Annotated in this window: 15 protein-coding genes; 9 read left to right on the top strand and 6 right to left on the bottom strand. The window is 66.2% G+C overall.

Going from position 1 to position 21,878, the window contains the following annotated elements; genetic code table 11:
• Window positions 1-14: 14 nt before the first annotated feature.
• The 3 genes from LY284_RS08150 to LY284_RS08140 all read right to left on the bottom strand — a co-directional run bounded on the left by LY284_RS08150 (window position 15) and on the right by LY284_RS08140 (window position 3,218).
• Entirely contained in the window at window positions 15-1,376 is a 1,362-nt protein-coding gene (locus LY284_RS08150) for an MdtA/MuxA family multidrug efflux RND transporter periplasmic adaptor subunit (protein ID WP_014190916.1), read from the bottom strand.
• 297 nt (window positions 1,377-1,673) lie between these two features.
• Window positions 1,674-2,507: an IclR family transcriptional regulator gene (locus LY284_RS08145; RefSeq protein WP_014190917.1), complete on the bottom strand. Its 834-nt coding sequence runs from the start codon at window positions 2,505-2,507 to the stop codon at window positions 1,674-1,676.
• Between the two features lie 498 nt (window positions 2,508-3,005).
• On the bottom strand, window positions 3,006-3,218 hold the full coding sequence (locus LY284_RS08140; protein ID WP_050878265.1) for a hypothetical protein: 213 nt from the start codon (window positions 3,216-3,218) through the stop codon (window positions 3,006-3,008).
• 381 nt (window positions 3,219-3,599) lie between these two features.
• Here LY284_RS08140 and LY284_RS08135 point away from each other — a divergent pair, with 381 nt between their 5' ends.
• Both LY284_RS08135 and LY284_RS08130 read left to right on the top strand, forming a co-directional pair.
• A complete protein-coding gene (locus LY284_RS08135) occupies window positions 3,600-4,058 on the top strand; it encodes a hypothetical protein (protein ID WP_014190918.1) in 459 nt (152 codons plus the stop codon).
• A gap of 146 nt (window positions 4,059-4,204) precedes the next feature.
• Window positions 4,205-6,826, top strand: coding sequence for a mechanosensitive ion channel family protein (locus LY284_RS08130; protein WP_233385762.1), 2,622 nt, complete (start codon window positions 4,205-4,207; stop codon window positions 6,824-6,826).
• Between the two features lie 22 nt (window positions 6,827-6,848).
• Here the strand turns inward: LY284_RS08130 and LY284_RS08125 are convergent, their stop codons facing one another.
• Window positions 6,849-7,433 carry a cysteine dioxygenase family protein gene (locus LY284_RS08125; RefSeq protein ID WP_014190920.1) on the bottom strand — a complete coding sequence of 195 codons (585 nt, stop codon included), beginning with the start codon at window positions 7,431-7,433 and terminating at the stop codon, window positions 6,849-6,851.
• A 127-nt stretch (window positions 7,434-7,560) separates the two neighbouring features.
• Here LY284_RS08125 and LY284_RS08120 point away from each other — a divergent pair, with 127 nt between their 5' ends.
• From LY284_RS08120 to LY284_RS39220, 3 genes are all read left to right on the top strand, one after another.
• Window positions 7,561-8,034 (top strand): Lrp/AsnC family transcriptional regulator, encoded by a 474-nt coding sequence (locus LY284_RS08120; protein WP_014190921.1) that lies wholly within the window; start codon window positions 7,561-7,563, stop codon window positions 8,032-8,034.
• 229 nt (window positions 8,035-8,263) lie between these two features.
• Window positions 8,264-8,437 carry a hypothetical protein gene (locus LY284_RS08115; RefSeq protein ID WP_156902993.1) on the top strand — a complete coding sequence of 58 codons (174 nt, stop codon included), beginning with the start codon at window positions 8,264-8,266 and terminating at the stop codon, window positions 8,435-8,437.
• Window positions 8,438-8,657: 220 nt separating this feature from the next.
• Window positions 8,658-9,062, top strand: coding sequence for a hypothetical protein (locus tag LY284_RS39220; protein ID WP_014190922.1), 405 nt, complete (start codon window positions 8,658-8,660; stop codon window positions 9,060-9,062).
• 5 nt (window positions 9,063-9,067) lie between these two features.
• Here the strand turns inward: LY284_RS39220 and LY284_RS08105 are convergent, their stop codons facing one another.
• Window positions 9,068-11,581 carry an FUSC family membrane protein gene (locus LY284_RS08105; RefSeq protein ID WP_014190923.1) on the bottom strand — a complete coding sequence of 838 codons (2,514 nt, stop codon included), beginning with the start codon at window positions 11,579-11,581 and terminating at the stop codon, window positions 9,068-9,070.
• A gap of 195 nt (window positions 11,582-11,776) precedes the next feature.
• Between LY284_RS08105 and recC the strand changes: the two genes are divergently transcribed.
• The 4 genes from recC to arfB are packed head-to-tail and all read left to right on the top strand — an operon-like array spanning window position 11,777 to window position 21,247.
• On the top strand, window positions 11,777-15,193 hold the full coding sequence (gene recC / locus LY284_RS08100; protein ID WP_233385760.1) for an exodeoxyribonuclease V subunit gamma: 3,417 nt from the start codon (window positions 11,777-11,779) through the stop codon (window positions 15,191-15,193).
• Complete coding sequence (gene recB, locus LY284_RS08095; protein ID WP_233385758.1) at window positions 15,190-18,882, top strand: exodeoxyribonuclease V subunit beta; 3,693 nt, start codon at window positions 15,190-15,192, stop codon at window positions 18,880-18,882. The genes recC and recB overlap by 4 nt, the downstream gene beginning before the upstream one ends.
• The gene (recD, locus tag LY284_RS08090; RefSeq protein WP_014190926.1) at window positions 18,879-20,840 is read left to right on the top strand and encodes an exodeoxyribonuclease V subunit alpha; all 1,962 of its coding nucleotides are present in this window, start codon (window positions 18,879-18,881) and stop codon (window positions 20,838-20,840) included. Before recB ends, recD begins: the two co-directional genes overlap by 4 nt.
• Window positions 20,837-21,247 (top strand): alternative ribosome rescue aminoacyl-tRNA hydrolase ArfB, encoded by a 411-nt coding sequence (gene arfB, locus LY284_RS08085; RefSeq protein ID WP_014190927.1) that lies wholly within the window; start codon window positions 20,837-20,839, stop codon window positions 21,245-21,247. Before recD ends, arfB begins: the two co-directional genes overlap by 4 nt.
• 9 nt (window positions 21,248-21,256) lie before the next feature.
• Here arfB and LY284_RS08080 read toward each other — a convergent pair whose 3' ends face one another.
• Complete coding sequence (locus tag LY284_RS08080; RefSeq protein WP_014190928.1) at window positions 21,257-21,784, bottom strand: hypothetical protein; 528 nt, start codon at window positions 21,782-21,784, stop codon at window positions 21,257-21,259.
• Window positions 21,785-21,878: the final 94 nt, after the last annotated feature.

Here is a 21,878-nt window from a genome sequence, read left to right as displayed (position 1 = left end):
CGTTGGCTAACGTGTTACGGCTGCTGCGATTGCTGGCGGCGATGTCCGCCGTGGCGCGTGCCCGAGGCGGCGGAAGCGGGCGCGGCCGCCGAAGCGTCCGAAGCGCCCGATGTACCGGAAGCCGCCTTCGCCTTTTCGGCCGGAATCGTGATTTTCGCGCCTTCCTTGAGGCGGTCCGAGCCGTCGATCACCACGCGCTCGCCCACTTGCAGGCCCGACTTGATGCTGGTGCGCTCGCCGTCGACCGGGCCGATCTTCACGTTGCGCACCGTCACGGTGTTGTCCGGCTTCACGACGTACACGAACGCGCCCGAGGAGCCGTTCAGCACCGCGGAAGTCGGCACGATGGTCGCGCTCTTGATGACGTCGACGAGCAGTTTCGTGTTCACGAACTGATTCGGGAAAAGCATGCTTTCCTTGTTGTCGAACGTGGCGCGCAGCTTGACCGTGCCGGTGGTCGTGTCGATCTGGTTGTCGACCGTTTCGAGGAAGCCCGCTTCGAGCGCCGTGGTGTTGGCGCGGTCGTATGCCGTGACCGACATCTTCGTGCCCGCGCGCAGCGGCTTGAGAATGGCGGCGAGATTGTCTTCCGAAGTCGTGAAGATCACGCTGATTGGCTGCAACTGCGTAATGACGACGACGCCGTTGGTGTCGCCGGTCGTCACGTAGTTGCCGGGATCGACCTGGCGCAGGCCGACGCGCCCCGACACCGGCGCCGTGATGCGCGCGTAGGTCAGGTCGAGCTTGTAGGTATCGACGTTTGCCTGGTCGGACTTCACCGCTCCTTCGTACTGCTTCACGAGCGAGGCTTGCGTGTCGACCTGCTGTTTGGCGATGGAATCCTGCGACAGCAGCGTCTGGTAGCGCTGCAAGTCGAGACGCGCGGTCTGCAGGAGCGCCTGATCCTTCGCGAGCGCGCCTTCGGCGTTGCGCAACGAGATTTCATACGGACGCGGATCGATCTGCGCGAGCACGTCGCCTTTCTTGACCATCTGGCCTTCCCTGAAAGCGACATCGACGAGCGTGCCGTTCAGTTGCGTCTTGACCGTGACGTTCGCAAGCGGCGTGACCGTGCCGAGCGAATTGATGACGACCGGCATTTCACCCTGCGTGACGCTCGCCACGTGCACCGGCTGCGGCTGGTTCGCCGCGCTGGGGCCACCGCGCCGGCCGCCCTGACGCGCTTCGGACTGGCCGCTCGCGCCGCTGCCGCTGCCACTGCCGCGATTCCACGGATGCCACCACGCGAGCGCGCCCGCGACGATCAGGATCGCGACGATGAGCGGCACGATCCGGCGACGCCGCGGCGCGGGCTCGATGGCGGCGTGTGTAGGAGGCGTCGGGCGCTGCCCGGAGGGATTCTTATGGTCGTCCATCGGTTCGGTGGCTGGGTCTTTCAAACTGTCGTACGGAGCGCGGATGGGCGGCGGTCGCGATTCGGGCGCGCATGAACCGCAACCGAAGCGGAAGCCTTGCATGGTCGGGGCCGCGAAAGCGGGCGCAAGGCCGGAGAGTAGGCTGGACTCGCGGCGCGGCCCCGGTGCGCGCGAAGCATGATGCTACGTCCCGCACCAAGGGCCGTCCACCCGTCATTCTTTCTGTTGATTACGACTGTTACACGCGTGCGGGCGCAGGCTTTCGACGACCCTTCACCGTTTCACGCGGCGCTCAGTCTAACTGGCGGCGCGCGCCGCGGTCGTGGCGTGCGTGCCGCCGATCTCGCGCGTGATGTTCCCGATGCATTCGAGCAGGGCGGGCGCTACGGCGTCGAACAGGATTTCGCGCGGGCATTGATGCGCGGCGCCGCCGCAGTTGACCGAGTAGCGCTCTTCCGACGGTCCGACGAAGCCGGCCGCGACGGCGTTGAGCCCGTGATGCCATTCGCCGAGGGAAGTCGCGAAGCCCAGGCGCAATGCATCGTCGATGCCGCGCTGCAAGCCGCCCGAGATGGCCGGCCAGTCGTCGCCCGATGCGGTCTGGAGACTGCCGATGAGCGCACGCCGATCCGCCTCCGACAGCACCGCGAGATAGGCGCGCCCGACCGCCGTGCGGCTCAGGTCCATGCGGCCGCCGACTTCGAGCCGCGAGACGAGCACGGCCGATCGCGGCCGAATGGCATCGATTACAACCATTTCCAAACGATCGCGCACGGCTAGATGGACAGATAGTCCTGTATGCTCGGCGAGCCGGATGAGAAACGGGCGCGCCCGTGCGCGAATATCGAAATTGCGTAAGAATCCGTTGCTCAGTTCGAGCACGGACGCGGTCAGCACGAAGCGTTCGCTGTCCGGCAGACGATGCAGCAGTCCCGCGCCGACGAGCGTCGCGGTAATGCGCGAGATCGTCGGCTTCGGAATGCCGGTCCAGTCGGTCAGCTCGCGGTTGCTCACGGGCGCATCGGCGGCGGCGATCCTGCGCAGCACGTCCAGCCCGCGCGCAAGCGCAGTGACTTCTTCGCCGTCCTTTTCCCGGACACGCTCTCGGCCCATCGACCGATCAATTTGCATAGGCATTTGTTTTGTGAAACATCGTTTTATTTGATAACTGACGCAATTCTACAAGCAGGAATCAAGAAACTTGCAAACGATGCAAGAGTTCACAATAAGCGGCATCACTTATGAAAGTTTTTTCCGCAATGGCATGAGTTGAGCGACGGATGGGCACTTGCCCGGACTGCGAAATTTTGCTTGACTTGAGCAGCGATCCCGGAAAAAATGGAACCGAATTTCGAAACCCGAAGCGATGTGCGCGAATGCGCCTCCCGTTAAGGTTTGATGACAGGCTCTCAGGTTCTAGCACGGCCCTCGGAATGGCTAGAACTTTTAAGGCGCTACGGAAACGTAGCGCCTTTTTTTTCGCCCGCGCGTTCGCGAAATGCTTCGGCGCGAATATACCTTTAATGCGGACGAGCCGCATCGGCTAGACGGACGCGGGGAAGGCGGGGGACCTGCGAAGGGGACCTGCAAGCGAGGCGGCGAAGGCGCGATGCTCGTCGCGCCTAAAGCTCAATACAGGCTGCTGAACACACGCGGCGGCTTGCGCAAACGCTTGCCGCGCACAATCCAGTAGACGCTCGCGCACACGAGCAGCAGCGCGACGGCGAAGACGATCAGCGGCGAGATTTGTTGGGGCGGCGGCGGGGTTGTCGCAATGAGCAAGGCAGCGAAGAATGCCGCGCCCGCCTGATAGTACGAGCGATTGGCCAGATTGCGGCGCATGCGGACAGTCGTGAATCGTGAGATCGGGGCGCGGGTAAACGGCTCGAACAACATGCACCCTGCGACAAGGGCGATAGCGACATTCATGAAGAGCATGGTGCTGGACATCGTGGAGGCGGGACGCGGCGAATATATGCCAAGGCGATATCGGCTAAAACCAGAAGTCTCTTAAATGTAGAGGGAACGTTCTATTCACGATTTTTTTGCGGATGCGCTTTCTATGAAACCATTTTGAAAGGCTAATAGAGTGCGCTTGTCGGCGATCAGGTTCCCCTGCGATGCAAGGTTCGGCCATTCGACGTGTCGTATGATGTGGCCGAAATCTTGAGATGCTCACAGCCGTGCGCGCGAAAGCGCACGCATTACGCGGGAGGTAACGCCATGCAGATGAATCCCATGACCCGAATCGCCATCGCGCTCGCGGCGCTCGGCGTGCTCGCCGCATGCGAGAAGCACGACGCCACCGCGGGACAGGCCGCGGGCGCCTTCAACAACCTGGCGAGCCAGACCAGCCAGAAGTTCGATCAGGCGGCGAGCTACGTCGGCCAGAAAGTCGATGCGGCCAAGCAGTCGGCGCAGCAGAACATCGACAATGCCGGCTCGATGCCCGATATTTCCGCGAGCGGCGTGGCCGCGACGGCCCGCTCGAACTTCGACAATGCGGCAAGCGCGACCAACGCCGCGATCAATAATGCCGCGAGCGCGACCGGCGCCGGCCTGCAGTCGGCCGGACGCAAGCTGCAGGAATGGTCCGCGCAGGGCAGCGCGTCGAACACGTCGGCGGGGGCGGCCAGTCCTTCGGGCGAAGGCAGCGGTGCGCGCACGGAGATGGACAAATAGCGCGAAAAAGCGTGTCGCGGGACGAATCGCAGCACCGTTTCATCTGAAAAATCGGCGCGCGACGCTTAACATTCGGTTACGTCCGCAACGGTCGGGCGTCTAGTCACAGCCGCTAAACTGGCGGTCTTTCAGAAATCGAGACCGTTATGAAGTCACGCAACCTCGCGCGGCCACGCGCGTGGGCGTCAGTCGCGATGTCCTGGATGGCGGCGCTCGCGCGGGTCCGCGCGCGACATATTGGCTGCGCAATTTCGTTGGTCATCTCGTCGATGCTTGCCGCATCGATCGCCCACGCGGGGCCCGCACTCACGCTGCCTACGTTTCAGGAACTGATCACGCCGGCCGCGCCCGCATCCGCGCCGGAGCCCGCGTCGGGAGTGGATACGCCCGCCATGTCCGATGCCGAGATGCTGCGCTCGCTCGACAACATCATCACGACGCTCGACAGCGACAAGCAGCGCGCGGCGCTCGTCGCGCAGCTGAAGCATCTGCGCGACGCCAAGCGCGCCGCCGATACCGCCGCGCCCGCATCGGGCGTTGCGGCCTCCGACGCCGCGGCGAGCGGCACGCCGGCGTCCGCTCCGGCGGCGCCTTCTGTCGTCGCGACGATGGCGCAGAACGCGGGCCTGCTCGGCGCGATCGCGTCGGCGCTCACCAACATCGAAGCCGACGTGAAGCGCGGCAAGACGCCGTTCGCGTATTGGGTCGGACGCTTCAACGCGGCGGGCAACGAGCTTTTCACGATCGTCACGAGCCAGAGCCGCGAATCGTTCGGCCGCACGCTCTTCAACTTCTTCGCGACGCTCCTGGGCTGGGGCGCGTGCGCGTTCGTCCTCGTGTACATCCAGCGGCGTGTGCAGGCGCGCTACGGCATCGACACGGGCCTGCATTCGAATCCGACCACGGGCGAACTGCTGCGCTTCACGCTGCGCCGCGTGGCGCCGTATCTGTTCGCGTTTCTCGCGGCGCTGACGTTCACGCATTACATGCCGCTGTCGCTCGGCCGCACGCTGGCGATGGTCACCGCTTACGCGATCGTCGCGGGCGCGGTGTTCTCGGCGATCTGTCTCATCATGTTTTCGCTGTTCGGCTCGGCGCACCGGCGCGTGGCGGTGAACGTGCTGATCGTGCGCGCGCGGCGGCTGCTGTTTCTGATCGGCACGCTCGGCGCACTCGGCGATGCCGCCGCCAATTACGATGTCGCGCAGCAACTCGGCACCAATCTCTCCGCGCTGATATCGACCTGCGCGAACATGGGCGCGGCGGGCCTCACCGCGTACTTCGCGCTGGCCTATCAGCGTCCCGTCGCGCATCTGATCCGCAGCCGCACCTACGAGCAGCGCAACACGCGCAAGGCCGCGACCGAGACCTTCGAAGTGGTCGCCTCGCTGTGGCAGTTGCCGCTGTTGCTGCTCGCGTCGGCGTCGGTGGTGGCGACGCTGATGGGCATCGGCACGTCGGAGAACGTCTTGCAGATGGCGATCGCGACCGCGGGGCTGCTCGTCGTCGCGTTCTTTCTGTCGGCGATCGTCGTGCGCATCACGCGGCCCAAGTCACGCAAGCCGCGCCGGCAATCGGCGTACGTGCGCCGGCTGATCAAGTTCGTCGGCACGATGATCGTCGTCGGCGTGTGGCTGGTGTTTCTGGAACTGTCGTCGCGCTTCTGGGGCTTTTCGCTCGCGCACATGGCCGAGCAAAGCGTGGCGGCGCGCGGCATCACGCACGCGGTCGCAATGATCGTGCTGACGTTCTTCGTCGTCTGGCTGATCTGGATTCTCATCGACACGGGCATTCAGGAAGCGCTGCGCCCGGACGCCGCGCGGCGCGGCGGGCGCGGTCCGAGCATGCGCGCGCGCACCATGCTGCCCCTCGTGCGCAACGTCGTGTTCGTGTTCCTGCTGACGGTCGCGGCGATCGTCACGGCGGCCAATCTCGGCCTGAACGTGACGCCGCTGCTCGCCGGCGCGGGCGTGATCGGCCTCGCGGTCGGTTTCGGCGCGCAGTCGCTGGTCGCGGATCTGATCACGGGGCTTTTCATCATCATCGAGGACACGATCTCGGTCGGCGATTCGATCGAGGTCGAAGGCGGCCACGCGGGCATCGTCGAAAGTCTGACGATACGCACGGTGCGTCTGCGCGACGGGCAGGGCGCGATCCACGCGATTCCGTTCTCGCAGATCAAGACGGTGAAAAACCTGTCGCGCGACTTCGCATACGCGGTGTTTGAAGTGCGCGTGCCGTTTTCCGCCGACATCGACGACGTCACGCAGATGATCCGCGAAGTCGGCGCCGATCTGATGGCCGATTTCCGTTACTGCCTCGAAATGCTCGGGCCGGTCGAAGTGTGGGGCCTCGACCGCTTTGATCCGAACTGGATGGTCGTGAAAGGGCAGATCAAGACGCGGCCGCTGCAGCAATGGAGCGTCGCGCGGGCGTTCAATCTGCGCATCAAGCGCAAGATGGACGAAGCGGGGATGGAGATTCCGGTGCCGCAGATGCACGTTCAGATGACGCGCGATGCGATGTCCGGCCTCGACGCCGAAGGGCGCGAACGCGCGCGCCGCATCTGGACCGGCGAGGCGAACGCGCCGGTGGAAGAGGAAGAAGAAGCGTTGACGGCCGCGTCGGGCCTTGCGCGTGGGACGAAACCCGCGACGGCCGCGGCGCGCGACGTGTCGCACGAACCGCAGGCCGCGCCGCCGCCGACGGATCAGTCCGTGCCGATTCCGCCGCAGATTCCGACGGCGTCCGAGCCGGGGAAGGGCTGAGCGCGCGCCGCTTTACGTCGCTTTATGCCGCGAGCAGATCGTTGACATGCGTGGCGATCTGCGCGCCCGCGACGCCGTAGATATGCAGCGACACGGCGCGCGCGGTGGCATCGGCGGGATTGCCGAGTTGATGAATCGCGCCGCGTCCCGCATCCACGTAGGACACCGCGCCCGGCGCGCGGGCATGCCGCCGCGTGGCGACCGCGCAATGGTCGAGCGGGTCCCAGCGATAAAGCGTTTCCTCCAGCGTGCCTTCGATCACCGCATAGCCGCACCACGTCCGATGGCCATGCACCGGGCTCGCTTGCCCCGGCTCCCAGACGAGCGCGGCGATCGCATAGCGATTCAGTGGATCGGCGGCGAGCAGATGACGGCAATAGGCTTGCGCATTGCTTGTGCGCTGATCCGGGCGCAGCAGGTCCGGTCCGGCGATGGCGCGTTGCAGCGCGAGGCGCACGCGTTGCCCGAACGACGCGCCAGGCGCCGTTTCGGCGGCCTCGAACGCGGCGTCGATTTCGCGGCACAGCTGTTCCAGCGTCGCGCTCGGAGTGCCGCCGGAAGCGGGGAAGAAGGGCCGCGTCGGGCGGCTGACATGTTCGGATCGCATAGTGAGAGGGCCGTCTTGCTGTCGTTATCGGGTCAAACTATTTATACCGGCTTGCCTCCAGAAATAGTTTCCATATAATTCCGCTCGGATAGCCAGAAATAGAATAATTTCCTCCAAGGGGTGCAGCATGGGAATGGACCTCATCGACCGCAAACTGCTCGAATTGCTGCAGAACGACGTGACGATGCCCATCGCGGAGCTCGCGCAACGCGTGAATCTGTCGCAGACGCCGTGCTGGAAGCGCGTTCAGCGGCTTAAGGAGACGGGCGTGATTCGCGCGCAGGTGGCGCTTTGCGATCCGAAGAAGCTGGGCGTGGGCACGACGGTGTTCGTCGCGGTGCGCACGAATCAGCACACGCAGACATGGGCGGAAGATTTCACGCGCGCCGTGCGCGACATTCCGGAAGTGGTCGAGGTGTACCGGATGAGCGGCGAGACCGATTATCTTCTGCGCGTCGTGGTGTCCGATATCGACGACTACGATCGCGTGTACAAGCAGCTCATTCGCGCGGTGCCGCTTTATGACGTGAGTTCGAGCTTCGCGATGGAGCAGATCAAGTATTCGACGGCGTTGCCGGTGCGGCCGACGCTTGCGCCTTAAACTTCGGATGCGCGCAGGCGCTGCAGGAAAATCGCGCCTGCTCACTGCTTATTCGCAGATAAAGTTAGGAATTACAAGCAATACGCGGAGATTGAGCGTGTGTATGATGAGACTCGCTGGGCATTAGATTCGATGAGATTCGATATCCTTATCGAATCAAAAAGCCCAAGGGGGCGTGCCCCGTCTCGTCATCACGGCCTGCGGGCCTTAATCCAGAGGAACAAACACAATGATTGAAATCAGCCGTCATGCATTGGCTCAATCCGGTGTCGCGGGCGGAGCCGCGAAGCAATCCGGCAAGTCCTGCCCGATCGAGCCGAGTACGCCGACTCAGTCCGGAATGACGTCCACGCTCGTGGTCGTCGACGGCAAGGTCGTCGTCGATCGCACGGTCGTGTTCTGACAAACCGCCGCGTGATGAAGCGAGAATGGCGGAATCGCAAGATCCGCCATTCTTGCTTTTTCATTGCGCCGCGGATGGCGTCGGGCGGGCAACGTCGCCCGGCCATTCGAATAAAAAAGCCGCCCGGGGAGGGCGGCGCAACGCGTCCGGTCACTAGGTATCCCGGCCTTGCCCCTTGCAGCCGAGCCGGGATCGGATGCGCATGGAATCGTGAGTAGTATTGCCGCTCAAGGAGACGGCGTTCAAGCGCGCCGGTGCAGCAGAGAATTTCAGGCCGGACGTGCGCATGGCGAAACGCTTTGCGCCGTCGAGCACGGGAGCGCGCCAGTGCGGCGCAACCCGACTGAAATCCATCGAGGGTAGGATGGCGGTTCTTTCCACGAACCGCGCCTTTCCCACGCTTCCCTCCATGAACAACGCCCCACGCGATCCCCGCCACGACAAACCGAAGAAAAACCCGACCCGCGCCGTGAGCGTGTTCATCGTCGTAGTCGTTTTGATCGTGATCGGCACGGTCCTTTTTAACGCGATCCGCGAAAAACGCGAGTTCGATCGGGACAACGCGCAGCCGTCCGCTGCGAGCGACGTGCGTCCGGCCGTCCCCGCGATCGGCGCGTCCCAATAGCGGCGTCAGGCCGGCAGACGAATCTGCGCCGCGTCTTTTCCGATGAGCGACGCGGCCGTCAACATCTGCTTGCACTGATGCGCGAGCAGCTTCAGATCATGCAGCGCGTCGGCGGGCAGCGACTGCGCACGCTCGGCCTCGACCACCATCTTGTCGAGATCGCGCCGCAGCGCCTTCAAGGCTTCGGCTTGCGCAAGCGGCGTATCGGGCTGCGGCGCGGCGGGAAGATTGTCCTCGGCGCCCGCGAGATTGTCGCGCACGGCGCCGAAGGTGCGCTGCACCGGATCGAACGGCTGGCCGCCCGCTTCATTGAGCGATTGCAGCAGCGGCGCGGCGGCGGTGATCTGCGAGGCGAGCACATGGCTCTGCACGAGCAGGTCGTTCAGTTCGGCGACGTATCTTTGCTGCGCCTTCGGCTCCAGCATCATGCGCTGAAACGCCTGCGCCAGATTGGCGAACGCAATGTGCACGTTCTTGCGCGCAAGCCGGTAGCGGAAGTCGCGGTCGAGCGCGGTGGCGGCGACCGTCGCCGCGGCGGACGCGCCCTTGCTCGCCGTGGCCGCCGTGCTTTCCCCGATGCTTACCGACGACAGGCGTTGCGCCGTCGCGCTCGCGGCCTTCATGGCCGAATCCGCGACGATGGCCGGGTCGAGCGGCGCCTCGTTGACGGCTTCACCGGCCGTGGCAGCCGCCGTCACAGCGGCGAGCGCATTCGCATCGGCAAAGACCGCGCGATCGGCCGGAGAAGCCGCGCGCGCCTTTTCTGCCTGCGCCGCCTGCGTCTGAGCCGCCTGCGCCGCAGGCTTCGCCCGCCACCACCAGCTGGCTTCGAGATAGTTGCGCGTGGCGGCGAGCAGGTCTTTCACGAGCTTGCCCATCAGCCGGTATTCCCAGTACGGGAAAAGATGACTCGCCGCAATGGCGATCGCACAGCCGACGACCGTGTCGATCGCGCGCTCGCCGATGAGCCGCAAGCTGCCCGGCGCGAGCAGATGGAACATCAGGAGCACATACGACGAGGTGAACACCACGCTCGCCGCGTAGTTGAAGAGCAGCAGGCTGTAGCTCATCACCATCGACGCGAACATCACGATGAGCAGGATATGCGGCTCCTTCACGAAGAGAATCAGCGCGATGGTCACCGCGCAGCCGATCGCCGTGCCGATAATCCGCTGCGTATTGCGCTGCTTCGTGAGCGAGTAGCCGGGCTTCAGAATGATGACGGTGGTCATCACGATCCAGTACGCGTTGGTGAGCGGCAAAAGACGCCCGACCCAGTAACCGATGCCCACCGCGATGGTCACGCGCAACGCATGCCGGAAGCTCGGCGAGGCCATCGTGAGATTGGAGAAAATCTGCATGAACGGCACGCGCCGGCTCGAAATGAAGCGCGACAGCGCGTGGTCGATCCGCACTTCGGTTTCGGTCTGGCTCGCGTCGTCGCGTGTGCGGCGGCGCATCTTGTCGATGAGGCGCGTGGCGCTCCACAAGCGCCTGAACACGGCGGTGGCCGCCGTGTACGCTTCGGGATTCTTCTCCGGCAGGCCATGCTTGCGCATGAGTTCCAGCTCGTATTCGATCGCGCGCAGTTCGGCTTTCACGCTGATCTGCTTGCCGGCCGGATCGTTTTGCAGCACCGCAAGCCCGATTTCCTCGAGGTCGGCGGCGGCCTTGCGCATCAGGTCGCGATAGAAAACGAGCACGTCCGAGCCCGCGAAGGTCTTTCTGACGAGCGGATAATCCGTATGCGCGCCGACGAAAAACTCGTGCAGATCGACCACATTGATGAACAGGTTGAAGAGCCGGGCGCGCCGCGGGTCGAGCTTGCCGCTCTTCACTTTCGGCAGATTGCGCAGCACGATGTCGCGCGCCGCTTCCTGCCGCTCCACGGCCGCGATCTGCTTTTCGATGAGCGCGCGGTAGCATTCGTCGAGATCGGCCTCGCCATCGTAGAACTCGGCGCGCGCGAGCAGATACTCCGCACAGCTGAACATGCTTTCGGCCAGCGCCTGCTGCTCGATGCGATACACGAGCAGATGACTCACGAGCGTCGCCCAGTACGTGTACCAGAGGCCGCCCAGGAGAATCCACGACGCGTTGACGAGCGCCTGCATCGGCGTGAAATGCTCTTCGAGCGTGACGACCATCATGAAGAGCGTGGCGAAACTGATCTGCGGCCAGCGGTTGCCGTACACGACGATGAGCGACAGCACGAACGTGAGCGGCACGATGGTCAGCCAGAGCGTGAGCGGATGCGCCGACGCGATGCCCGTTGCAAGCGCCGCAACGAAGCCGATGATCGAGCACGCCAGCATCTCGTTGTGCTTGTGCCGCAGCGGGCCGGGCATGTCGACGACGCACGCGCCGAGCGCGCCGGTCGCGATCGTGAAACCAAGCTCGCGATTGTGAAAAACGATGAGCATCAGAACGGCGGGTAGCGACACGCCCACGGCGATGCGCAAGCCGCCGAAGAAATACTGGCTGTAAATAAACTTCCTGATTTCGAACGAATAGCGCATCGACTTCCTGTTTTTTGACGCTCGTTGATGTTTCGGGGGACGAGGCGAGAACGAGTCTAACTCAACTCCCATGGGCTTCGGACCTCGGCCATTCGGCCAGGTTCTCGGCGCCGCGCGTGCTTTGCTATGCTGGCGCCTGAACTGACAAAGCTTTTCAAATCGCGCCATTTTTTGGCGTGTAGCAAACCGCCTTCCATGCTCGAACTCTTCTATTCGAACCGTCACGAGACGCTCGCCGCCGCGCTCTTCGAAGACCTCGACGCCTTCGCGATGCGCGAGGGCGATCCCTTCGCGCGCGAGGCCGTGATCGTGCCGAGCGCGGCCCTGCGGCGGCGGCTCGAACTCGACATGGCCGGGCGCTTCGGCATCTGCGCGAACGTCGATTTCTGCTATCTGGCGCAGTGGCTGTGGGCGCAGATCGGGCGCGTGCTGCCGGTGCCCGCGCATTCGCCGTTCGCGCCGGACCGGCTCGCGTGGCGCTGCTACCGGCTCTTCGAAGACCCGTCGTTCGGCGATTCGGCGCGGCTCTCGACCTACCTCCACGCCGCCGACGATTCGATGCGCTACGAGCTCGTGCGCCGCATCGCAACGGTCTTTGACCACTATCTGACCTATCGGCCGGAGTGGCTGGGGCAATGGCAGGCGGGCGGGTCGATCCTGGCGGGCGCTTCCGGCTCAGGCGCCGAAAGCGATACGCGCGGTCCGCGCCTCGCGGGCGCGAACGAGATCCAGCGCGAGGACGAACGCTGGCAGGCCGCGCTCTGGCGCGCGCTGCTCGCGGATCTCGCGGTCGATGCGAACGGCCACGAAAAAGACCCGACGCCGCCCGCGTACCGCTTTCTCGCCGATGCGCCCAACCTCGATCTCGATGCCGCGATGCGCGCGCAATGGCCGCGCCGCATCAGCGTGTTCGCGCTGCCGACCATGCCGCCGCTGCATATCGCGCTTTTGCGCGAGCTGTCGCGCTGGATCGACGTGCGCGTCTACGCAAGCAATCCGTGCCGCGAGTTCTGGTTCGATATCGTGAGCGAGGCGCGCGTCGAGCAACTCGAATTGAAAGGCGAGGCGGATTACCAGGAAGTCGGTCATCCGCTGCTCGCGGAATGGGGCCGGCAGACGCAGGCTCAGCTTCACATGCTGCACGAACTGACCGAGCGCGCGGCGTCCAGCGAACGGCAGCATTTCGAAGGCAATCCCGCCCCGACCTGGCTCGCGCGGGTGCAGAACGGCATTCTCGCGCTCGATGAAGAGAACGCCGGGCCGCAGCCCGAGGCGATCACCGCGAACGGCATCGAAGTGCATGTGTGCCACAGCCTGTCGCGCCAGCTCGAAGTGCTGCACGACCGGCTGCTCGACTGGTTCGACGATATCGAAGGGCTGGAGCCGTCGGACGTGCTCGTCGCGTTTCCGGACCTCGCCGTGGCGGGGCCGCTCATCGACGGCATTTTCGGCACCGCGCCCGCGGGCGCGAGCAACGAACGGCGGCGCATTCCGTATCGCATCACGGGCCTGCCGCCGTCGCAGGCGAATCCGGTGGCGCGCGCGCTTATCGACTGGCTCGCGCTCACCGAACGCAGCGTCGGCGCGCCGGAGCTCGTCGAATGGCTGCGCGTGGACGCCATCGCGGCGCGCTACGGCATCGACGCCAGCGCGCTCGAAACGGCGCAGGCGTGGCTCGCGGCAGCGGGCGCGCGGCGCGGCCTGCGCCCGGACGAAGTCACGGCCGCGGACGTGCCCGCCGCCCGCCACACGTTCGCCGATGCGCTCACGCGTCTCTATCTCGGCTACGCGTTGCCGGAGGGCGGCGCGCCGGTCGCGGAGTGGCTGCCGATCGAAGGCGCGAACGGCTCGGACGCCGAGTTGCTCGGCCGCCTCACGCGCTTCGTCGACGACATCGACGCCTTCGCCGAGCGCATCGCGAGCCCGCGCACCGCGCGCGCCTGGGGCGATCTGCTGCTCGATGCGCTCGAACGCTTTTTCGATGCCGGCGTGGCCTTTACCGACGTGCTGTCCGACGTGCGCGGCGCGATCGATGCGCTCGTCGTGGCGATGGACGAAGGCGCGGGCGCAACGGAAGTGTCGGCGGCGGTGATCCGCACCGCGCTCACCGATACGCTCGACGATCCCGCGCGCGGCGGCGTGCCGTGGGGCGGCGTCACGTTTTCGTCGCTGACGAGCCTGCGCGGCCTGCCGTACCGCGTGGTCTGCCTGCTCGGCATGGACGACGGCATGCTGCCGAGCCTCACGCGCGCCGACGAGTTCGACCTGATGGCGCGCTTTTCCCGGCTCGGCGACCGGCAGCGCCGCGACGACGAGCGCAATCTGTTCCTCGATCTCATGCTGGCCGCGCGCGACCGGTTCATGATCGCCTACACGGGCCGCAGCATTCGCGACAACGCCGTGCTGCCGCCCGCTGCGCTTATCGACGAACTGCTCGACTATCTGGCGAAGTCGGTGGCGGGCAAGCACGCGGCGCCCGAGGCGCTCGAAGCGGCGCGCGCGAGCTTCGTATTCGAGCATCCGCTGCAGCCTTACGCGCCCGATTATTTCAACGAGGAAGGCCGGCTCTTCACCTACGAGCCCGAGCGCGCCGAACTCGCGCGCGCGCTGGAGTCCGGCAAAACGCAGCCGGTCGCGCCGTTTTTCTCCGCGCCCCTGCCGCGCGAAGACGACGTGCAGACGGTCGCTTTCGACGACTTCGTGCGCTTCTGGCGGCATCCTGCGCGCGCGCTTTTGCGCGACAGGCTCGGCATCGCGCTCTTCGATGCCGAAGCCGAGCTCGACGACACCGAGCCGTTCGAACTGGGCTTCTCAGGCCGCGATGCGCTCGCCGCGCGCGTGCTGCCCGCGTTGCTCGAAGCCGCCGACGACAACGATCGCACCGCCCGCGAACGCGCGCGCCGTGTCGCGCGGGCAAGCCCCGAAATGCCCGGCGGCGCGACGGGCGGCGTGTGGCAGGCGCGCGAACTGCACGCGCTCGGACATCTCGCGGAGCGCGTGCGCGCGTCGACGGCGGCGGGCATCGAACGTCTGCCGTTCTCGCTCGATCTCACGCCGCGCTGGCCCCATCCACACGATCAGGATGACGTCGCGCTCTTCGGCGCGCACGACGATGCACTCGTCGATCTCCGTCCGATGACGCTCGTCGGCACGCTCAACGCGCTGACGCCGCAAGGTCAGGTGATCTATCGCTACGACGCGCCGCGCGCGCGCGACTATCTTTCGGCGTGGCTCGCGCATCTCGCGTATTGCGCGGCGCTGCCCGACGGCCCGCGCCGCACGGTGTGGCATGGCCGCGGCTCGCAGGCGGCGGATTTCGAGCTCGCGCCCGTCGCCGATCCGCTCGCGCATCTCGCCGCGCTCGCCGCGCTGTATCGCGCGGGACGGCGCATGCCGCTCCGGTTCTTTCCGAAAAGCGCGTGGCTCAAGGTGAAAGAGGGCGATGCGAAAGCGCAGGGCGCGTGGGAGTCGGAGCGCACGCGCGCCGAGTCCGACGATCCCGTTTTGCGCATCGCGTTTCGCGGCGCGAATCTCGCACTGGACGACGCCTTCGCGGCCATCGCGCGCATTGTGTTCGAACCGCTCGTGCAACATCTGCGGAGCGGCGCATGACTATCTTGGATAACAACGAAGTGCGCGAACTCGACGTCTTCTCATGCGCGCTCGACGGCGTGAACCAGATCGAGGCATCCGCCGGCACGGGCAAGACGTGGAACATCTGCGCGCTCTATGTGCGCCTGCTGCTCGAAAAGCGGCTGTCCGTCGAGCAGATTCTGGTCGTGACATTCACGAAGGCCGCGACCGCCGAGTTGCACGAGCGCATCCGCTCGCGGCTCGCGGGCGTCGCGCATGCAATCGAAAACGGCGACGCCGCCGGCGATCCGTTCATCGAGCAACTTTTCGATACGACGCTCGCGGACCTCGATGCCGATGAAGCCGCGAAGCGCCTTCGCATCGCGGTATCCACGTTCGATCAGGCCGCGATCCACACGATTCACGCGTTCTGCCAGCGCGCGCTGCAGGAAGCGCCGTTCGCCGCCGCGATGCCCTTCGCGTTCGAGATGGAAGCCGACGACAGCGCGCTGCGCTTCGAACTGGCTGCGGACTTCTGGCGCGAGCGCGTCGAGCCGGTCGCGGCGCGCACGCCGTCGTTCGCGTCGTGGCTCGTTGCGAAAGGCGCGGGACCCGCATCGCTCGATGCGCAACTCGCGCGGCGGCTGAAGAAGCCGCTTGCGGCGCTGCGCTTCGGCGACACCGGCGCGGCGGAAGCCGCCGACATGCAGGCCCTGTTCGACGAGGCTTGCGCGCTGTGGAACGCCGAGCGCGACAGCATCGTGAAACTGCTCGCCGACGCGCAGGGCGCGCTCAAGGGCAACAGCTACAGCGCGAAGATCGTGGGCGAGGCCATCGACGCGTGGACCGCCTATTTCTCCGAAGGCGATTGCCACGCGCCGCCGCCCGAACGCGCGCTCAAGCTCACGGCCACCGCGCTCGCCAAAGGCACGAAGGCGAAGAACACACCGCCTGTGCACGCCTTCTTCGACCAGGCCGAGGCGCTCGCCGCGTCCGCCGCCGCCGCCGAGGCGTCGCAGCGTGCGATGTGGCTCGACATCGTGCGCGAATGGCTCGCTTACGCGCCCGGCGAACTCGCCGCGCGAAAGCGCGCGCGCCGCGTCGTGTCGTTCGACGATCTGCTGTCGAACCTGCATCACGCGCTCGTCAAGCATGCGTGGCTCGCCGAGGCCTTGCGCGCGCGTTATCCGGCCGCGCTCATCGACGAATTCCAGGACACGGACCCGCTGCAATACGCGATCTTCAGCCGCGTGTTCGCGCCGCATGGGCCGCTTTTTCTCGTCGGCGATCCGAAGCAGGCGATCTACAGTTTCCGCGCCGCCGACCTGCACACGTATCTCGCCGCGCGCGACGGCGCGAGCGCGCGCTATACGCTCGCGGTCAACCAGCGTTCGACGCCGCCGATCATCGAGGCGTGCAACCGCGTGTTCGAAGCGAATGCGAAAGCGTTCATCCTCGACGGGCTGGACTATCAGCCGGTGCGCGCGGGCACGAGGAAGCGCGGACCGTTCGTCGATGAGACGCCCGCCGCGGCGTACGCCGACATCGCCGATTTTTGCGTGTGGATGCTGCCGCACGGCGAATCGGCGCTTGCAAAAACCCATGCGCAGCGCGATGCCGCCGAAGCTTGCGCCGCCGAGATCGCGCGGCTTCTGCGCGGGGCGGCGCGCGGCGAAGTGAGAATCGGCGACAAGGCGCTGTCGGCGGGCGATATCGCCGTGCTCGTGCAGACGCATCGGCAGGGCAGTCTGGTGAAGCGCGTGCTCGCGTCGTGGGGCATCGGCAGTGTCGAGCTCGCGCAGGCCTCGGTGTTCGGCTCGCCCGACGCCGAGCAGATCGAGCGCGTGCTCGCCGCCATCGATACGCCCGGCGACCTGCGCCGCCTGCGCGCGGCGCTCGCAACCGACTGGTTCGGGCTCGACGCCGCCGCGCTCTGGCGTCTCGAACACGCCGACGCCGCCGATCCGCACGGCGAGCCGATCGATTCGACGAGCTGGGTCGAGCGCTTCTCGCGGTATCGCACGATCTGGCACGAGCGCGGTTTTGCCGTGATGTGGCGCACGCTCGCGCGCGAATTGTCGATCGCGACGCGTCTCGTCGCGCGGCCCGACGGCGAGCGTCGGCTCACCAATGTCAATCATCTCGCGGAGCTGTTGCAGGCGAGATCGGCCGAGCAGCCCGGCATCGCGCCGACGCTGCGCTGGCTCGCCGCGCAACGCGAGCGGCAAGGCGGCGGCGAGGAAGCGCAACTGCGTCTCGAATCGGACCGCAATCTCGTGCAGATCGTGACCGTGCACAAGTCGAAAGGGCTGGAGTATGCGGTCGTGTTCTGTCCGTTCCTGAACGACGGCAGCGCGCGCGAGCCGTCCGCTTCGGGCCTGCCGGATGCGCGCGAGTATCACGACGATGCGGGTGTCGCCGTGCTGCATTACGGCATCGAAGGCGATGAGGACAATCACGTGAGCGGGACGATCGCGCGGGAGCAGGCCGCCGAGCGGGCGCGCCTCGTGTATGTCGCGCTGACGCGGGCGGTGTTCCGCTGTTATGTCGTCGCGGGCTTTTATCTTTCGAACCGCTCGACGAAGGAGTCGCGCCGCAGCGTGCTCAACTGGCTCGTCGCGGGCAACGGCCGCGAGTTCGACGCGTTCAGCAAGGCGCCGCCCGAGGACGCGGAGATCGCCGCGGCGTGGCACGCGCTCGCGGCGAAATGCGATGGCGCGATCGGCGTCGCGCCGCTGCCGGTCATCGAGATGCGCGAGCCGCTCGTCGCCGATACATCGAAGCAGCACGAGATCGCCGCGCGTACGAACCGGCGCATCTTGCGCGACACATGGCGCATGGCGAGCTTCAGTTCGCTGATCGCCGCCGGCGCGCGCGACGAAGCGAATCAGGCGCAGCCGGCCGAAGCGCGGCCCGATCACGACGCACTCGCCGCGCTCAAGGACGATGCGCGCGCGCAAGCGTCGGCGAAGAAGGATGCGCCGCTCGCCGAAGACGACATCCTCGCGTTTCCGCGCGGCGCGGCGGCGGGAGAATGCCTGCATCGCATGTACGAGCTTGCCGATTTCACGGAGCCATCGACGTGGACGGAAGCCGTCGAGCGCGCGCTGCACGAACATCCGACGCCCGCGCCGGAAGCGCTCGCGCCGCAGCTTCGTCCGATGATGCTGCGCCTGCTTGCCGATACCGTCGCCGCCGAAATCGCGCCGGGCATGCGGCTGCACGACATCGCCATGACGCGCCGCATGAACGAACTGGAGTTTCTGTTTCCGGCCGAGGCGCTCGATTTCACCGCGTTGCGGCGCGTGCTCGCGGCGCACGGCTTTCCCGACGTCGCGCTGGAGTCCGGCGCGCTGCGCGGATTCATCAAGGGATTCATCGACATGATCGTCGAGCACGAGGGCCGTTACTGGATCATCGACTGGAAGTCGAATCATCTCGGCGACGACGCCGCCGATTACGCCGCCGCGCCGCTCGGCGTTGCGATGGCGGAACATGCGTATCACCTTCAGGCGCTCGTGTACGTGGTCGCGCTGCATCGCTATTTGCGCGCGCGCTTGCCCGGCTACGCGTACGACACGCATATCGGCGGCTATCTGTATCTGTTCGTGCGCGGCGTGCGTCCCGACTGGCGCGACGGCGATGCGGCGAGCGGCGTGCATCGCGGGCGGCCGTCGCTGGAACTGGTCGAAGCGCTCGACCGGCTGATGGCGGGAGGCGCGGCATGAGTACGCCCGCTGTCACGCCCGATCTCGTCGAACGCGCGGGCGCGGACGAAAGCGCCGCGCTCGCGGAAGGCTTCGCGCGGCGCATGAAGGCGCTCGCGACGCGGCTCGACGCCGACGAACGCGGCGTGCTGTGGGCCGAGCGCGCCGCGCTGGCGTTGAGCCGCGCCACCGCGCAGGGTCACGTCTGCTTGCCGCTCGCCGCGCTCGCGCGCCGTCATGACGAGCGCTTTCACGAGGCGCGCGACGCGTTACTCGCGAGCGGCGTGGCGTGCCTCGTGCGCGACGATGCGCGTGAGGACGCGGCTGATCTGCTGCCGCTCGTCATCGACGAGGATGGGCGGCTCTATCTCGCGCGTTACTTCGATTACGAGCGGCGGCTCGCGGAGGCGCTCGTCGAACGCTCGCGCGGCTCGGGTGCGCAGATGCCGCCGCGGGCTATCGAAGCGCAGGCTACGCGCATCGCGCGCTATTTCGGCCCGCGCGCCGGCGACGAGATCGACTGGCAGCGCGTTGCCGCATTCGTTGCGCTGGCGGGGCGGCTGACGATCGTGAGCGGCGGCCCGGGCACCGGCAAGACCACAACCGTCGTGGGCGTGCTCGCGTGCCTGCTCGACGACGATCCGCAACTGCGCATCGCGCTCGCCGCGCCGACCGGCAAGGCCGCGCAGCGCATGCAGGAAGCGCTGATCGAGCGCGCCGACAAGCTGCCGCCCGAACTCGCCGCGCGGCTGCCGCGCACCTCGTTCACGTTGCAACGGCTGCTCGGCGTGCAGGCGGACGGGCGCTTCCGGCATCATCGCGACAATCCGCTGCCGTACGACGTGATCGTCGTCGACGAAGCCTCGATGATCGACGTCGCGCTCGCGGCGCACCTGCTCGAAGCCGTCGCGCCGTTGAGCCGGCTCGTGATGCTCGGCGACAAGGATCAGCTTTCGGCGGTCGAGGCGGGCGCGGTGTTCGCGGAACTGAGCGCCGAGCCGTCGTTCAGCGGCGCGGGCGTCGCGCGGATCGCGTCGGCGCTGGCGCTCGACGTGAAGCGGCTTCAGGCCGTGTTGCTGCATGCCGAAGCACCGGCGAGCGATCCGCAGCTCGGACTTTTCGACGCGCCGCCGGAAGCGCCCGGCCCGGCATCCGCGCTGACCGATTGCGTCGTCTGGTTGCAGAAAAACTATCGCTTCGGGCTCGATTCGGACATCGGGCGTTTGTCGATCGCGATCCGCGACGGCGACGAAAAGGCCGCGCTTCATGCGCTCGACGCTTCCGGCGAACGCGCCGCCGCGCTTTTCGACGATGGCGACACGGCGCTCTCCGAGCGCACGCTCGCGCGTCTCGCGAAGGGCTTCGCGCCGTATGCGCACGCGCTGTTGGCGGTGCTCGAAGACGAAGACGCCGATCACGCGCAACTCTTCGACGCGCTCAACCGCTATCGCGTGCTGTGCGCGACCCGCAAGGGACCGCGTGGCGTGGACGAAGTGAACGCGCGCATCGCCGCGAAGGTGCGCGAACAGGCGGGCATTGCGCTTGCGCTTGGTGCGCAGTGGTTCGCCGGACGACCGGTGATCGTCACGCGCAACGACTATGCGCTCGGGCTTTTCAATGGCGATATCGGCATTGCGCTGCCGGGCGCGGACGGGCTCCTGCGCGTCGCGTTCCGCATGGCCGATGGCGCGCTGCGCTACGTGTCGCCCGCCGCGCTGCCGCCGCACGATACCGCGTTCGCGCTGACCGTCCACAAGTCGCAGGGCTCGGAGTTCGAGCATGCGTCGCTCGTGTTGCCCGGCGTGTTCGTGCGCGTGTTGTCGCGCGAGCTGGTGTATACGGCGATCACGCGCGCGAAGCGCAGAATTGACGTGATCGGCTCGGCGGCGATCTTTGCGCAGGCGGTGAGAGAACCGACGCAACGCGATTCCGGGCTGGCCGCGCGCATGCAGCGCTTATCGAGGGAAATCGAACGATGACGACCGACAGCCTCGCCGTGCCGCCCAACGAAATCGAGCTGACGGCCGTGCGCGCGCAAGGCGCGGGCGGTCAGAACGTCAACAAGGTGTCGAGCGCGATCCATCTGCGCTTCGATATTCGCGCGTCGTCGTTGCCGGAGCACATCAAGGCGCGCCTGCTCGCGCTCTCCGATAGCCGCGTGACGCGCGACGGTGTGATCGTCATCAAGGCGCAGGAGCATCGCACGCAGGACATGAACCGGGCGGCGGCCCTGGCGCGCCTCGACGAACTGATTCGCAGCGTGTCGGTGACGCGGCGCAAGCGCATCGCGACCAAGCCGACGCGCGCTTCGCAAACGCGGCGTGTGGAAGGCAAGGTGAAGCGCGGCGCGATCAAGGCGGGACGCGGGCCGGTGCGCGGCGAGTAAATCGACAAGTCAGCCTTGCCGCCACGTCGGCGGGACGTCCACGCGCGGGCCGAGGAAATACGATTTGAGCGCAACGCGTCCGATCACGCGCCCGAGTTCGGCGAACGCGCAGTAGTTGCCGATCATGAGGAAAAGAAGAATCTGAATCGCCCAGAACTGCGGCCAGTTGATATGCGCGAGGAGTTCGTGATGCGCCGCCGCCAGGCCGTGCGTCTCCTTCCAGAATTCGAACAGGCGCTCGAAGTAGTGCAGGATGCCGGCGACGATGGTGTAGATGAGCGTTTTCCACGCCGCATTCCAGATGAGCGGATGGTCCGGATAGCGATTGATGAACGGCAGCATGTTGGCGAGCAACACGGACTTGCCGAGAATCAGCGAAGCGAAGACGACCGAAACCGACGTCGGCAGCGAGATGCCGGTGCCTTTCAGCATCAGCGCGCGAATGATGACGACGGCATTCAGAAGCACGAAGAAGAAGAGCGTGGGCGGCACCATCTTCATCATTTCATGCTTCAGCTTGGCGAACGAAACGGCCATGTCGGCTCCTTGCGCAAAAAGCGCGAAGGATGACGCGGCTTCCCGTAAGACGCAACGCGCATCCAAATAATTTGACGGATGCGCATGCGCGAGC

Origin of the sequence: Caballeronia sp. PC1 (assembly GCF_021353155.1) — a bacterium.
Classification (GTDB): Bacteria; Pseudomonadota; Gammaproteobacteria; order Burkholderiales; family Burkholderiaceae; genus Caballeronia; species Caballeronia cordobensis.
This window is presented reverse-complemented; position numbering and strand designations above follow the sequence as displayed.

Excerpts from the sequence above, each read along its gene's own strand:
- LY284_RS08150 (WP_014190916.1), bottom strand. The coding sequence starts at position 1,376 with ATGGACGACCATAAGAATCCCTCCGGGCAGCGCCCGACGCCTCCTACA.
- LY284_RS08145 (WP_014190917.1), bottom strand. The coding sequence starts at position 2,507 with ATGCAAATTGATCGGTCGATGGGCCGAGAGCGTGTCCGGGAAAAGGAC.
- LY284_RS08140 (WP_050878265.1), bottom strand. The coding sequence starts at position 3,218 with ATGCGCCGCAATCTGGCCAATCGCTCGTACTATCAGGCGGGCGCGGCA.
- LY284_RS08135 (WP_014190918.1), top strand. The coding sequence starts at position 3,600 with ATGCAGATGAATCCCATGACCCGAATCGCCATCGCGCTCGCGGCGCTC.
- LY284_RS08130 (WP_233385762.1), top strand. The coding sequence starts at position 4,205 with ATGAAGTCACGCAACCTCGCGCGGCCACGCGCGTGGGCGTCAGTCGCG.
- LY284_RS08125 (WP_014190920.1), bottom strand. The coding sequence starts at position 7,433 with ATGCGATCCGAACATGTCAGCCGCCCGACGCGGCCCTTCTTCCCCGCT.
- LY284_RS08120 (WP_014190921.1), top strand. The coding sequence starts at position 7,561 with ATGGGAATGGACCTCATCGACCGCAAACTGCTCGAATTGCTGCAGAAC.
- LY284_RS08115 (WP_156902993.1), top strand. The coding sequence starts at position 8,264 with ATGATTGAAATCAGCCGTCATGCATTGGCTCAATCCGGTGTCGCGGGC.
- LY284_RS08105 (WP_014190923.1), bottom strand. The coding sequence starts at position 11,581 with ATGCGCTATTCGTTCGAAATCAGGAAGTTTATTTACAGCCAGTATTTC.
- recC (WP_233385760.1), top strand. The coding sequence starts at position 11,777 with ATGCTCGAACTCTTCTATTCGAACCGTCACGAGACGCTCGCCGCCGCG.
- recB (WP_233385758.1), top strand. The coding sequence starts at position 15,190 with ATGACTATCTTGGATAACAACGAAGTGCGCGAACTCGACGTCTTCTCA.
- recD (WP_014190926.1), top strand. The coding sequence starts at position 18,879 with ATGAGTACGCCCGCTGTCACGCCCGATCTCGTCGAACGCGCGGGCGCG.
- arfB (WP_014190927.1), top strand. The coding sequence starts at position 20,837 with ATGACGACCGACAGCCTCGCCGTGCCGCCCAACGAAATCGAGCTGACG.
- LY284_RS08080 (WP_014190928.1), bottom strand. The coding sequence starts at position 21,784 with ATGGCCGTTTCGTTCGCCAAGCTGAAGCATGAAATGATGAAGATGGTG.